General features: G+C 52.0%; 11 protein-coding genes. 5 read left to right on the forward strand and 6 right to left on the reverse strand.

Annotated features, from left to right (window positions below):
• Positions 1-49: 49 nt before the first annotated feature.
• The 3 genes from EHSB41UT_RS15275 to EHSB41UT_RS15285 all read left to right on the forward strand — a co-directional run bounded on the left by EHSB41UT_RS15275 (position 50) and on the right by EHSB41UT_RS15285 (position 4414).
• Positions 50-1384, forward strand: coding sequence for a hypothetical protein (locus EHSB41UT_RS15275; protein WP_087111363.1), 1335 nt, complete (start codon positions 50-52; stop codon positions 1382-1384).
• A 165-nt stretch (positions 1385-1549) separates the two neighbouring features.
• A complete protein-coding gene (locus EHSB41UT_RS15280; protein ID WP_087111365.1) occupies positions 1550-2893 on the forward strand; it encodes a hypothetical protein in 1344 nt (447 codons plus the stop codon).
• A 249-nt stretch (positions 2894-3142) separates the two neighbouring features.
• Entirely contained in the window at positions 3143-4414 is a 1272-nt protein-coding gene (locus EHSB41UT_RS15285) for a hypothetical protein (protein ID WP_133060533.1), read from the forward strand.
• A gap of 9 nt (positions 4415-4423) precedes the next feature.
• On the opposite strand, the gene EHSB41UT_RS15290 is transcribed toward EHSB41UT_RS15285, so the two are convergent.
• Positions 4424-4990, reverse strand: a complete 567-nt coding sequence (locus tag EHSB41UT_RS15290; protein WP_087111369.1) for a DUF1285 domain-containing protein — start codon at positions 4988-4990, stop codon at positions 4424-4426.
• Positions 4991-5089: 99 nt separating this feature from the next.
• On the opposite strand from EHSB41UT_RS15290, the gene EHSB41UT_RS15295 reads away from it, so the two are divergent.
• A complete protein-coding gene (locus EHSB41UT_RS15295) occupies positions 5090-6016 on the forward strand; it encodes a hypothetical protein (protein ID WP_087111371.1) in 927 nt (308 codons plus the stop codon).
• Between the two features lie 611 nt (positions 6017-6627).
• Here EHSB41UT_RS15295 and EHSB41UT_RS15300 read toward each other — a convergent pair.
• The 3 genes from EHSB41UT_RS15300 to EHSB41UT_RS15310 form a co-directional block, all read right to left on the reverse strand.
• Positions 6628-7023: a hypothetical protein gene (locus EHSB41UT_RS15300; RefSeq protein WP_087111373.1), complete on the reverse strand. Its 396-nt coding sequence runs from the start codon at positions 7021-7023 to the stop codon at positions 6628-6630.
• A gap of 283 nt (positions 7024-7306) precedes the next feature.
• Positions 7307-8668, reverse strand: coding sequence for an L-serine ammonia-lyase (locus tag EHSB41UT_RS15305; RefSeq protein ID WP_087111375.1), 1362 nt, complete (start codon positions 8666-8668; stop codon positions 7307-7309).
• Between the two features lie 135 nt (positions 8669-8803).
• Positions 8804-10273 carry an aminoacyl-histidine dipeptidase gene (locus EHSB41UT_RS15310; protein WP_087111377.1) on the reverse strand — a complete coding sequence of 490 codons (1470 nt, stop codon included), beginning with the start codon at positions 10271-10273 and terminating at the stop codon, positions 8804-8806.
• Between the two features lie 182 nt (positions 10274-10455).
• On the opposite strand from EHSB41UT_RS15310, the gene EHSB41UT_RS15315 reads away from it, so the two are divergent.
• Positions 10456-11346 (forward strand): hypothetical protein, encoded by an 891-nt coding sequence (locus EHSB41UT_RS15315; RefSeq protein ID WP_087111379.1) that lies wholly within the window; start codon positions 10456-10458, stop codon positions 11344-11346.
• Here the strand turns inward: EHSB41UT_RS15315 and EHSB41UT_RS15320 are convergent.
• On the reverse strand, positions 11343-13247 hold the full coding sequence (locus tag EHSB41UT_RS15320) for a monovalent cation:proton antiporter-2 (CPA2) family protein (protein WP_087111381.1): 1905 nt from the start codon (positions 13245-13247) through the stop codon (positions 11343-11345). The two genes, EHSB41UT_RS15315 and EHSB41UT_RS15320, sit on opposite strands and share 4 nt — an antisense overlap.
• Positions 13244-13867: an NAD(P)H-dependent oxidoreductase gene (locus EHSB41UT_RS15325; protein ID WP_207626662.1), complete on the reverse strand. Its 624-nt coding sequence runs from the start codon at positions 13865-13867 to the stop codon at positions 13244-13246. The genes EHSB41UT_RS15320 and EHSB41UT_RS15325 overlap by 4 nt, the downstream gene beginning before the upstream one ends.
• Between the last annotated feature and the right edge of the window lie 48 nt (positions 13868-13915).

A 13915-nucleotide genomic window follows, 5' to 3' on the forward strand; every position in this document is an offset into this window, starting at 1 on the left:
CCTATATTCCCAGCCGCAGTTTCAACCCATCTCACCGAAATGGTCACTTATGGTTCAGCATTGCCGCCTCAGAAACATCGTATCCGGTGCCATTGCGGCCTTGGTATTGTCACTGCTCAGCCTGAACAGTCCTGCGGTTATTATCAATCTTTATGCCAACAATCAGCCAACCGGATACTCCATTGACATCAGGGCCGGAGGTGGAAAAACACCATTCAATTCCCGTCAACAGCCCGAGGATATTACCGACACAGAACTGCTCGACTGGCTGGTTGGCCACTTCTCTGAGGATGACCGTGCAGGCTTCGATGAACCCGATGATGACAACCTGGTTCTTGGTGAAGCCACCACTAATAACATCTATAGTCTTGCCCGCGCACTGCATCTTGGAGATCGACTGGTAAGGTCAGGCGAAGAAACCATCAATATCCGCAAGCTGTTTGTCAGAGAGCAGCCGCCGCAACTCTATTTTAAAAAACAGGGTTGTAGCCATTTCTCCAGCTTTGAAGGTGACGTACAGGTTGATCCTATTGGCCAACACCAGATCAAGGATAAGAATCAAAGAACAACAATTGACGCACTGATCGTGATACGGCAGCGCCTTTACCGCACGCCAAAAGAACATCAGCCACAAGATCTTAGACCTAGTGCTGTCGTTGAATATGCATTTTCCCGCACGACCGGCGACAGTATCTTCCCAGCCTACATCAACATCTACAGACCGGAATCGGTGGGTGGTCTCGGCACACGACTGGACTATATGCACACAGCTGGCTCCGCAATGCTGTTCCAGAACCAGTACATTGGGCACTCATCTTTTGTGGACAGCACAACCAATAGCGATGTCTGGATACCCCGTAAACAACAGGAATCTGCCTTCGACATCATTGAACGAGGCGTTCTGTTTGGACTGGGAGCTGCTGCCGTGCCTTATATTGGCTCCGGAATCACCCAATTGGCAGGAGCCGTTCCAATCACCGTTGAAGGCCTTTCAACCACATTCAGCTCACTGGAGATATGGAAGGACGTCGCTATGCACGCCTATGCAGAGGTTCCCTCAACAATACCATCCCTGCTCGCCGCCGGGACCAGCATTGGCACGATGCGTTATTTCCGAAGGGTCAATAACGAAGCACGCCCTCTGATCTTTACCAAAGATCTGCTGACCTACACCCTGCAACATAACCATGATGAAGGCGTGAAGGATGTCCATTCCATTTCCCCGCTCCGTTCAGCCTTCTCTTCCACTTCAAGCCAGCAAACTATCAATACTGAAATTCGCACGCGAAAAAGCCCGCTTGAAGCGGTTCAGGGTGCCAATCACGCCTATACCGCTCTGGCAACCTTTCCACCCATCCAATCCAATTTAAGAAAAAGAAAATAACAGTTGAACAGAAAGCTTTTTCCACACGCCTTTTCTTAAGCAATGGCACCAAAGCACCAAGAACGACAAGCCCCTGAACCTTGCCTATATTCTCACTGTCGTACATTCCTACAGCTTCCATGCAGCTCGTTAAACCTTTCTGACCTCTCACCAAAGGAGTCACTGATGGCTCAGCATCGTTTTTTCAGAAACATTCTGTCCAGCGCCATAACAGCCTCTGCTTTATCATTGTTAAGCTCAGCCAGTCAGGCCTATGAGACACCACTCTATGCCAACAACAAGCCAACAGGATATTCCATCGACATCAGAGCCGGAGGTGCACCAACGCAATTTAATGCCCATCAGCAACACGAGGATATTGCCGACGAAGAATTGCTCGATATGCTGGTCGGTCATTTCTCTGAAGACGATCGTGATGGCTTCGATGAGCCCGATGATGACAACCCTGTAATCGGTGAAACGACGACTAACACCATCTACAGTCTTGCCCGCGCCCTGCATCAGGGTGATCGACTTGTACGTTTAGGTGAAGAAGCCATCAATATGCGCAAGCTGTTTGTGAATGAGCGCGTGCCACAACTTCATTTCGACAAGCAGGGGCTTAATCACTTTTCCAGCTTTGAAGGCGATGTGCAGGTTGACCCCATAAGTAAACGTCAGATCAAGGGCAAGGATGAAAAAACAACAACCAACGCGCTTATCGTGATCCGCCAGCGCCTTTATCGCAAACCATCAGGCCGCGAGGCACAAGATCTTAGACCAAACGCTGTCGTCGAATATGCATTTACCCGCACAACCGGAGCCAATGTCATCCCGGCCTACATCAATATCTACAGACCAGAATCGGTGGGCGGCCTTGCCACACGACTGAACTACATGCGCACCTCCGCTTCGGCAACTCTGTTTCAGAATCAACGCACCGGACACCCATCCTATGTAAACAGCATTACCCAGGACGGTGTCTGGGTACCTCGTCAGCAACAGGCATCGACATTCGGTGTTATTGAACAAGGAGCTATATGGGGCATAGGTGCAGCTGCCCTTCCCTATGCCGGCGTAGGACTTGCCCATCTGGCCGAAACAATACCGCCTACCGTGGAAGGCCTGTCCACCGCCTTCAGCACCTGGGGACTCTGGAAAGATGCCGCCATGGCCGCCTATACCGAAGTTCCAGCGGAGTTAACGGCCGCACTCTTCGGCACAACCACTGTCGGTGCAACCCTGTCATTCCGAAAAATCAACAATGAAGCCCGACCTAAGGTTTTTGTTAAAGACCTCATAAACTACACCCTGCAAAACAACCATGAGGCGGGTGTGAAAGCTCCCTTATCCATCTCACCGCTTCGTTCAGCCATCTCCCGCACTTCAAGCCTGCAAACTGTCAATACAGAAATTCGCACGCGAAACAGTCGACCTGATGCCGTTCAAGGTGCCAGTCACAGCAATACTTCTCTGGCAACTTGCCACCCCAGCCATTCCAGCCATTCCGGTTTGAGAAAAAGACACTGAACAGAAAGCGTCAGCTAAACACCTTTCTTAAGCGATGGCACCAAGGGCCTGAGAGCGACAGGATTGGAAAGCTTTTCTATAGTTTCACCTCAGGCCATGACTGGTAGTGATAGCTCCCAGTCTCTTCCATTCTGCCAATAGCGCCTCTTCCAATAACGACAGCCTATGCCTCGCATCTATTTCCATCTTTGCGCAGCTTTCATACTGACAACGCTCAACCTTTTCAGCTTACAGGCCAAAGCCGCTACGGTGCCTCTGTACGTTAATGAAAAGCCTTCCGGCTACGTGATTAACTACCACTATGTTGGCAGTGGTGATCGTCTTCCCTTCAAAACGAATCAGCAGGCTGAAAGCCATAACGATACGGAGCTGCTTGATTGGCTGGTAGGGCACTTCACAAATGAAGAGAGAGAAGAATTTGTCGAACCCGGAGAGAACAACCTGACTATTGGTAGAACAACACTACGCAATATACATGACATGGCTCTCGCCCTGCATAAGGGAGACCGCCAGATCAGAGCTGAGGGTGTAGACATTATTTTTATGAACGAGCTTTTTACCCAAAAAACCCTCCCCAACCTCTCGTTTCAAAATCCAGGAGAGACTTTCGCCTCCCGCTTTGAGGGAGATATACAACTTGACCCTATACCGATCAGAAAGCCTTCTGACCATAAACAAGATGCCACCCAAATACCCGAAAGCACTGAATCTCTGGTCGTAATCAGGCAAAAACTGTACAGAACCATTAATGAGAATAAGGATGTGGACGTCTATGTTATGACAGAGCCCGCCCGGGCCGTAATTGAATATATATTCACCCGATGTACAGACGATGCCATTACCCCATTGCGCATCAATATTTATCGTCCAGAGGATATCAGCGTCCCCCGCCTCAGCCATTTTTCCAGCGGCCTGTCTGTCTCGATTCAGCCGAGCAGTCACCCCCAGCTCAATGGCGAATTCTGGGTGGCCCGGCACGAGTCACCACCATCTTTCGGGGCACTTCTGCCAACCATCCTGCTTGCCGCTGCAACGGCAGCCTACCCCTACTTCTACGGAGCTGCGTACCACCTCACTGGCACTTCAATCTATATCACCGAAGGCCTTTCCTCTGCCCTCAGCTCATTAAGCACACTGCAAGAGACATTACGGAGCGCCGTTGATATGGTGCCACCCAAAATGCCAGTCATTTTAGGGGCAATAGCCATGGGCGGAGGGCTTGCCTACCACGGCGGCATGGCCTATCAGTACAAGGTACGAAGAGATACACAGCCGATCGACTTTGCCAAGTGGCTGGTCACCACCGTGCTGACCCATAATCATCCGGATGTCGCAAGACCCAACACAGCCTCACCTATTACCGCCTCATTCTCATCGTCCCGTGGATTTCATGCCGTCGAAGCGGAAGTCCGCACACGCAGAACACCTTATGCCCCAATTCAGCAAGCCAGCCATAACCAGACTGCAATGATTCGTTTTGACCACTCCGGTGGCGGCCTGCGATTTCGGGGCAACAAATAGTGGCAGCCCCTAGGAAACCGGAGCAATCCGGAAAAACTCACCCGCACTTTCCACACCAAACCATTCAACACCATCGATCAATGTCGGTTTGGCCATTTCCACCAACTCATAAAACACATTCCGGTGAATACGTGCCTCCAGCCGGTCACGAATCAGAATATAGGGGCGAGGCTCCTGAGTTTGAGGGTCCAGCTCAACCCGCATGGGATTCTCGGCACTGGCCACAACGGTATCACCAACACTGGTGGTAAATTCCAGCACCTGAGCCCCTTCCACATCACGGACCTGGACTGCAGTGACCACAAAAGGAACATCTTCAACGGTAATCCCCACCTTCTCGACCGGGGTCACCAGAAAATAGTCGTCATCATCACGACGCAGCACGGTGGAAAAGAGGCGCACCATCCGTTCCCGACCAATCGGGCTACCCATATAGTGCCAGCTGCCATCAGCCTTGATGACCATATCAATATCGCCGCAGAAGGGAGGATGCCAGTCGTGCACCGGGGGCAACCGACCTTCCTTTTTACTGCGGGCAATCTGCTCCAACAGGTTGTTTGCCTTTTCTGCTGTCATTACTCCGTCCCCGAATCTTCACAGATCTGCAACACACAGATGCCATAGTTTTTATAGGTAGTATATGGGTTGTCAGGCTGTAAAATCGAGGAAACAACCATGTCAGACGCTGACAAAGCGCACCAGGCTTCTTACCTATCGTTTCTGAATATGAAAACGGTATGGCAGAGAGTCTGGCAACGCCTGTTTGACAAGGTGTGTCACTGGCTGACCCACGAACCACCCCTCCCCCACCCGATCAGCGACTACGAAGAGCTGCGCCATGAACTCAAACCCGGCGATGTCGTTCTGGTTGAAGGCCGCTCCCGAGTTGCCCGCATTATTCAACGGTTGACCATGAGCCGCTGGAGTCATGCCGTGCTTTACCTCGGTCGGCTTGACGATATGGATGGCGAACCTTTTGAACAGCCGGTGATACAGCACTTTGATCGCTCATCGACTCACAAGCGCAACCCGCAGCTGATTATTGAAAGCGAACTGGGCATCGGCACAGTAGTGCGGCCACTATCGGTCTATCAGGGTGAGCATCTCAGAATATGCCGACCGGAAGGATTAACACCTTTAGATCGTAACAGGGTTCTGACCTATGCCTCATCGCGCCTTGGCCATGCCTATGATATTCGCCAGATACTGGACCTCTGCCGTCTGCTAATGCCAGGTGGCATCTTCAGCCGCTGGCGCTCAGTTCTGTTTCGCAAACCGGCTCCCGCGCCGCGCACCACCTGCGCCACTCTGATTGCCGAGGCCTTTAGCCTGGTGAACTTTCCGGTACGGCCACTGGTTACTCAGGACAAGCAGGGCCGCCGCCTTTATCCCCTTAACCCGCTGTACTGCACCCCCGGGGATTTTGATTACTCCCCCTGGTTTCAGGTGATGAAGTTCCCGGCACCAGAAACCAGTGCTCGTGGCTACTACCAGCGACTCCCCTGGCAACAGGAAGGTTCAGAAGAGCTGACCCATGAACACCTTGATGGCGAGACGCTGGAACAGCTGCGCAGCCATCGCTCCCGCTCACTGCAAACCTGAAATTATTCGACTGACACAAAAAAAGAACCCGGCAGCTGGGGGGAGCAAACCGGGTCAAGACCATATAGGAGTGAAACATTAGGTACACAATCCAAGTACCAAGGCCAACTCATAAATGACATAAATGTTCGCCAAAGAACTAGCCTTGCCAATACAACTGTTGGGGGACATCAATCGCATTGGCGAGAGTTAGTATTAACCAGAATGCCACCATTGCCAGTTCAGTATTAGATAATCTTTTTATATAGAAATCGTCGTAAATATTGCTTTGATCTGAAAGCCCAGGCTCAACGAAAGCCTGTTAAAAAGACACAAAGAAAACTGAACAATTAAAGAGTGAGAAGGACAAGAAAAAAGAAAACAGGAAGAGAAAAGAAATGCGTTGCCGTTTATATGCTTATTAAACGTCAATTTTAGGATAGAGATACTTCTGACACACTATCAAAGCGTACGACACGACGTGTCTTACTACGTGCCTTGCATTTTGTGCTGTGTCTTGTATTGGGTGCAGCGTCTTGCATTTGGCTTTTGGGGAAGCTTATTTGCAGGCATTGGCAATGTTAGCCATTGCCAAATGCACAACACTTCCCCCGCCATGGTAGAAACAGTACTTACGCTGGCTCGGCCTGCGCTTCAGTCTGTTCTGCCTTGAGTTTGTCCAACTCCACTTTGGCCGCATCAAGCTGCTGCTGGAGCTGCTTCTGCTTGGTCTTCATGGTGTTGTTTTCTGCAGTCATTGCACGGTTCTGATCCTGAAGACGCTTGATCTGCTTCTTCATGCGGTCAGGGTTATGCTCACGCAGAGTCTTGATTTCTTTATCGAGCACCTTGATCTGGTCAGCGGCTTTAACAGACTTGCCTTCCGCCTGTTCCAGCTTGCTCTTCAGACCTTGAACTTCTTCACTGTGCTTCGTGGTAATATCCAGAAGCGCTTCCAGCCGACGCTGCTCAATCAGCTCGAGCTCTTCATTTTTGAAGAAACGTCCGCCCATGCTGAGCGTTTCCATTGAATGTACCTCTACGTCTTGGACGATATCTTTCTGTGCGGGAATCAATTTGAAGTGAATTTTTTGAAGTGTATGAAGCCGCCGGATTATACACACTCTGAGTAAGATGTCAGCCCTTTTTGTCGAAAAAATTACTGACGGTTTATTACTTCATTGCTTGATCCGGACACCAGTTTTTATTTCGCAGGGTAACGTTATTACTCAGATCACAGAATCAAACGACGACTTCATGATAGGAACAATAGCGAGCGGGGGAACCCGACCCAGCGTTGCGGGGCGTACACTAGCAATAAATGACGTTGACTGCCAGCCCCCCAAGCGAAGTTTCCTTGTATCGATCCTGCATATCCCGACCCGTCTGGTACATGGTGGCTATCACCTGATCCAGTGAAACCCGGTGAATACCATCACCCGACAGGGCAAGACGCGCAGCATTAATCGCTTTTACTGCCCCCATGGTATTGCGTTCAATACAGGGTACCTGCACCAGTCCGGCAACCGGATCACAGGTCATTCCCAGATGGTGTTCCATGGCTATCTCGGCGGCATTCTCGACCTGAGCTACAGTACCGCCCCAGACTGCAGTCAACCCTGCAGCTGCCATCGAAGAGGCCACACCAATCTCGCCCTGACACCCGACTTCCGCCGCAGAGATAGAAGCATTGCGTTTGTACAGCATGCCAATGGCTGCTGCGGTCAGAAGCAAAGTGTGAATGCTGTCACGGCTGGCATGACTGTCATACTGCTGATGAAAAGCCACCACCGCAGGAATCACCCCTGCAGCACCATTGGTCGGTGCGGTCACTACACGACCACCGGCAGCATTTTCTTCATTCACGGCCATGGCGCACAGGCTGACCCAGTCCATCACCCGCAGAGGATCCTGTTGTTTTTCCTCTGCCTGCCAACGCCGGAACAACACTGGTGCACGGCGCTGCACCTGCAAGCCGCCCGGTAACTCTCCTTCGGTCTGGCAACCGCGCTGAATCGAGTCCTCCATCACCGACCACAAATCATCCAGCCCCTCTGCAACCGCCTGTTCCGAATGCCCTAACGCCTGCTCATTGGCCCGCACCAGCTCAGCCATGGAGATATGATGCTGTTCACATAAAGTCTGCAGCTCTGCTGCAGACGAGAAGGCAAAAGGCACAGAAACCTCTTCCACAGTCTGACTCTCAGCCGACTGCTGATCCCTGCGGGTAATAAAGCCACCGCCCAGAGAAAACCAAACCTGGTTTAACAGTTCTGTCCCTTCAGCATTGAAGGCAATCAGCCGCAAACCATTGGGATGCTCTGGCAGAGGTTGATCCACAAACAGCAGATCGTGCTTCAGGGAGAAAGATATGCTTTCACGATGCTGCAAAGTCAGTTCACCGGTGCTTTTCACGGTCTGCCAGATCATCGCCGCTTCATCAGCCGGAACCGTAGCGGGATGACAACCGGCCAGCCCTAATATCACCGCCCGATCCGTAGCATGTCCCCGGCCGGTTAAAGACAGAGCGCCATAAAGCGTGACTTCAATACGAGCCACACCCAGGCCTGACAACTCCCTGGCAAATGCCCGTGCGGCCAACATGGGGCCAACCGTATGGGAGCTGGAAGGTCCGATACCGATTTTAAACAGATCAAAAATGCTGATTGTCATAGTCCAACCATTGCAGTGTCTCTGTCTGAAGTTATCGGATCATTTCCTGACAAGGCAAGCCAGCCCTAAAACAAAAATCCCCCGCCACATAAACATGCGACGGGGGATTCTCAGAATGGTTAAGCCTTAGAGCACTCAGGCTTTTACTGGCACCCGTGCCAGAGAGGCGGTCAGCAGCGTCCAGAATTTCTCGACACTGGCAATATGCACCATCTCATCCGGAGAGTGCGGGAAGCAGATGGTTGGGCCAATGGAGATCATATCCCAGTTCGGGTAGGCACTGCCGAGAATGCCGCATTCCAGACCGGCGTGAATCACTTTAATCTCCGGCTGTTTGCCAAACACATCCATGTAGGTTTCCTGCATGGCGGCGAGAATCGGGGAATCCATATTTGGCTGCCAGCCGGGGAACTGGCCTTTCAGAGCCACATCTGCACCGGCAAGGCGTAACAGGCCGGCAATCCGCTCACCAATCTCGGAAGTAGAGTCATCAACCAGAGAACGCGCGAAGCAGTTCACCACAACCTTGCCTTCCGCAACATTCATGATGGCGAAGTTGTTGGATGTCTCAACAACACCTTCCACACTTTCGCTCATCCGATCCACACCGTTCGGCACAGCATGGAAAGCATCCAGCCAGATCTGCTGATCACGGGCCGCCATAACGGAACCTGCGGCCTCACAGTTTTCAGCCGTAATGGTAACGCCGGCATCTGTTGCGGCCAGCAGATTGCGGGCGATGGCCTGCTGATGATCCATGGCAGCATTCACAGCCTCGATCTGATCAGCCGGAACCGCAACTGTGGCAAAGGCTTCCCGTGGAATGGCGTTGGACAGGCTGCCGCCACGAATACTGCCGACACGGACACCCAGCTTGCTCAGCTCTTTCAGCAGGCTAACCAGAATCTTATTAGCATTGCCGCGCTGCAGGTGGATATCACAGCCGGAGTGTCCGCCTTTCAGGCCTTTCACGGCGATGCGGAACCACTGGCTGTCCGCTGGAGTGGCTTCCTGCTCATAGCTTGCAGAAGCGTCAACATCGACACCGCCGGCACAGCCAACATAGAGCTCGCCTTCTTCTTCGGTATCCAAGTTCAGCAGAATATCGCCTTTCAGCCAGCCCGGCTGCAGAGCCTCTGCGCCTACCATGCTGCGCTCTTCATCAATGGTGAACAGGGCTTCAACGGGGCCGTGCTCAAGATCAGTACTGGCCAGCACAGCCAGACTGGCCGCAACGCCCATACCATTGTCGGAACCCAGGGTGGTGCCACGGGCTTTCACCCATTCACCATCAATCCATGGCTGGATCGGGTCGGTAGAGAAGTTGTGATCCGTGTCTTCATTTTTCTGCGGCACCATATCCAGATGCCCCTGCAAAACGACACCGAAACGGTTTTCCATACCCGGCGTAGCCGGTTTACGGACAACAACATTACCGACAGCATCGACTTCCGCTTCGAGCTTATGCTCAGCAGCAAAGTTCAACACATAGTTGCGCAGGGCTTCTTCTTCACCAGACGGATGAGGGATCTGACAGATATCGTGGAAATATTGCCATACAGCCGCCGGAGCTAGCTGCTTGATGTCACTTTGATGTTCAGACACGGGCTTAATCCTTCTAGTTATGTATGCATCGTTTATACACCCGGAACCCAAACGACCCCATAGGTGTTATCCGAAATTAAAAATTTATCCTGCTGGTCAGCCCTGCTGACACCGGAACAGGAACCGCCCCCATATCTTGCGCTCTAAGCCCGAACATCAGACCAGACAGACAGGATTCCGCCATGGATATGATAAAAGGTTTTTTCTTCGGCGGCAGTGCCAGCACCGCTTCTACAAAGGGAGAGACATCCCGCTCGAAACAAGTCAGATTCGAGCAGTGGGAAACTGAGTCAACCGACTCGTCCAGCAGCTATTTGAGCGATAACGAATCAGACGACGAGGCAACACATCCCCATAAAAAAGGGATCTCTTCCCGCCTTATGAGTATCATCCGTGAAGAGACGGCCATGGCCAGCAAGATGGACCTGCATCGGCTTATGAACGACTTCTCATCCTATATCGCAGAACATCCTGCCTGTGACTCTAGCCGTCAGGACAGCTATTACACCTTTCTCAAAGAGAATCGCAGCAAGACACAGTGTAAAGAGCTGTTAAGACTGTTTACCGATGCCAATATCAGCGAGTTCTACCCGAAAGCAAAATACCCACGGGATTACCAGAATGCTCTGAAAATGCGCACGGCCCTCAAAGCCGGTAGCAAAGGACAATATCCAGAGCCTCCCAAGCCCACAAAAAAAGCAGTTACACCCAAAGCACTCTCCCGTAAAGAAAGAATGCAGCAGCTGAAAGCTGAACACCCTGGCCGTGAGAAGATGGAACGCTCCATCAACTCAGCCTTTGATCTCCACATGGACTTTATGTGTCAGCGCTCTGACCCATATGCCTCGGAAAAGAAGCAGCACAAAGAGTATGCCGACTCCCGCACGCTTGAACAGTGCCAGCATGCTCTGGCTTTCCTTGAGGAGAAAAGGTTAAAAAAAGAAATGAGTGGAGAATATTCAGTCTTTTTACCGGGCATGCGAGAACTGAGAAAAGTTCTGGAAAACCGCGAACAGGAACTGCTGCAGTCCGATATCCCGTCTACGCCGGTCCGGAAACGCAAAAAGTTCTAAGGCTCCTCAAAATCATCCAGATAGTTTTTGGGTGGAGGAGTCCAGCCTCGCTCACTGCGGCTATGACGATCCGAGCGATCGGTCTGCATAGCCGCTAGAATCTCCTTCTCAAGGGAGATAAACAGGGAGCGGTAGTGGTCGCCGGTCTGGTTTCCTTCCTCCCGCCAGGTCTGGAACATCTCATCGAAATGCTGTGATTCCATCTCACAAAAGCTCTGTTTCACTTGCTCAACCCTGAACGGGTGAATGCCCAGGCGTTGCAGAGCTTCACCGCCCATATTCAGCGCTGACTTGTAGGTTTCACTCACGGTAAAATCCGCCCCCGCATCCTGCAGCTCATAATGGTGGCCCCGGTCATAGGCGCGGGCCAGAATCTGAACATGGGGGAACTGACGCCTCACCTCCGACACCAGTTCTACCGCACGGGTTTTGTCGTCTATGGCGACCACCAGCATTCTGGCATTGGCGATACCTGCTGTTTCCAGCAGATCAGGGCGCGTCGCATCGCCATAGTAGCTGGTGATATTCACGGCCCGTAACCGTTCCACCTGACTGGCCTGATGATCAAGCACAATAGTTTTGACCCCATTCGCCACCAGCAGGCGGTTAACGATCTGACCAAAGCGACCAATGCCGGCGATAATGACACTGCCCTGCTCGTCTATCGCATCCGGCTCCCTCGCCTCATCACGTTGTGCGTAGCGTGGAAAAATAACCTTTTCCAGCATAATAAACAGGAGCGGGGTCAGGAACATCGACAAAGCGACAACCATAGCCAAAATCTGTGCCAGCCCTTCCGGAAGCACATAACTGCTGACGGCATAACCCAGCAACACAAAACCAAATTCACCAGCCTGAGCCAGACTCAGACCGAACAGCCAGCGGTTGCCGTAATGCACCCGAAACAAAACGGCCAAAACTAGAAGAACCATGACTTTTAACAGCATCAGCCCTAAGGTCAGACCAACAACCAATCCAAGATTGGCTTCCAGCACAGTGAAATTGACACCAGCCCCGACAGTGATGAAGAACAATCCCAGCAACAAACCTTTAAAAGGCTCGATATTAGCCTCCAGCTCATGGCGGAACTCGCTGTTGGCGAGCACCACACCCGCCAGAAAGGTTCCCAAAGCCGGAGACAGGCCCACCAATCCCATCAGAGCAGCTATCCCGATCACCAGCATGAGCGCGGTTGCGGTAAAGGTTTCCCGCAAACCCGAATCCGCCACATACCGAAACAGCGGACGGCTGAGAAAGTGTCCGGCCAATACCAAGCCGGCCACAGTGGCAACAACCACAAGCGCTGTCGCCCATCCCGGCAGATCTGCAACCAGACTGAGATCACCATGGGCACCGTCATCACCAGCAACCGCTGTCGCCTGTAACTCCGGCAGAGCCAATAACGGCATAAGTGCCAACATCGGGATAACGGCAATATCCTGAAACAGCAGTACAGAGAAGGCGCTATTGCCGCCCTCCGTTTTGGTCAGTCCTTTCTCGTTAAAGGTTTGCAGCACAATCGCTGTAGACGACAGAGAGAAGATCAACCCAATGGCCAATGCCATGGTCCATTTCACACCAAGAGCCATAGCAATTCCGCAGACAGCAAGTGTCGTCAGCCCGACCTGCAGACCACCCAGCCCCAGCAGTTTGTTACGCATCTCCCACAACATGCGAGGCTGGAGTTCAAGACCGACCAGGAACAACATCATCACCACGCCAAACTCGGCAAAGTGCTGGATAATATTGGTTTCCTGTCCGACCAGACCGGTGACTGGCCCGATAATAACCCCGGCAATCAGATAACCCAGTACCGAACCCAATCCGAGGCGTCTGGCCAGAGGCACCATAACCACAGCCGCAAAGAGAAAGATAAAGGCCTGAATAAAGTATCCGGTCATGATCTTTCTCCCAGTTCCTTTGTCAGCAGCTCTGCGAGAGGATTCATTAATATCTCCTGCCGGGCTGCCGTGATATCCACCTGTTCGGACACAAATGCCTTCAGCAGACGTTCCCATCGAGCCACATGCTCAGCCAGACGCTGATCCTCCACTGCGGTGCGTGCACCAAACAGCACCATCGGTGGGAGATAAATCATGCCTGTCAGATTGGCGGTCTGCTCAAGGGGCTGAAGTAATTCACTGACCGTAAAGTGGTTAAAGCCTTCACGCTTATAGGCATGCTCTTCTCCACCAGTACTCAGGGCACAGAAAAATAATTTCCCGCGTAAAGCCGTCCCTTCCTTACCGTAAGCAAAGCCATATTCGAGCACCAGATCCTGCCACTCCTTAAGAATGGAAGGGGTCGAATACCAATAGAGGGGAAAAAGGAAAACAATCACATCATGGCGCAACAGCCGCTGCTGCTCGCGCTCAATATTGATGTGGTAGGTTGGATATTCCGCGTAAAGATCCACACAGGTGACACCCTCAATCCTGCGGGCTGCCTCAAACAGAGGCTGATTCACTTCGGAACGGTTTTGGGAAGGGTGGGCATAGAGCACCAGAACCTTATTGGCCATCAACAAACTCTCTGAGCAATGTCTGCTTTCAAGTAAGTCTGTTCCATG

This window comes from Parendozoicomonas haliclonae (assembly GCF_900174585.1).
In the GTDB taxonomy this organism is placed as follows: Bacteria; Pseudomonadota; Gammaproteobacteria; order Pseudomonadales; family Endozoicomonadaceae; genus Sansalvadorimonas; species Sansalvadorimonas haliclonae.

Coding starts and splice junctions, on each gene's coding strand:
- EHSB41UT_RS15275 (WP_087111363.1), top strand. CDS start 50: ATGGTTCAGCATTGCCGCCTCAGAAACATCGTATCCGGTGCCATTGCG.
- EHSB41UT_RS15300 (WP_087111373.1), bottom strand. CDS start 7,023: ATGGAAACGCTCAGCATGGGCGGACGTTTCTTCAAAAATGAAGAGCTC.
- EHSB41UT_RS15290 (WP_087111369.1), bottom strand. CDS start 4,990: ATGACAGCAGAAAAGGCAAACAACCTGTTGGAGCAGATTGCCCGCAGT.
- EHSB41UT_RS15280 (WP_087111365.1), top strand. CDS start 1,550: ATGGCTCAGCATCGTTTTTTCAGAAACATTCTGTCCAGCGCCATAACA.
- EHSB41UT_RS15320 (WP_087111381.1), bottom strand. CDS start 13,247: ATGACCGGATACTTTATTCAGGCCTTTATCTTTCTCTTTGCGGCTGTG.
- EHSB41UT_RS15295 (WP_087111371.1), top strand. CDS start 5,090: ATGTCAGACGCTGACAAAGCGCACCAGGCTTCTTACCTATCGTTTCTG.
- EHSB41UT_RS15325 (WP_207626662.1), bottom strand. CDS start 13,867: ATGGCCAATAAGGTTCTGGTGCTCTATGCCCACCCTTCCCAAAACCGT.
- EHSB41UT_RS15305 (WP_087111375.1), bottom strand. CDS start 8,668: ATGACAATCAGCATTTTTGATCTGTTTAAAATCGGTATCGGACCTTCC.
- EHSB41UT_RS15315 (WP_087111379.1), top strand. CDS start 10,456: ATGGATATGATAAAAGGTTTTTTCTTCGGCGGCAGTGCCAGCACCGCT.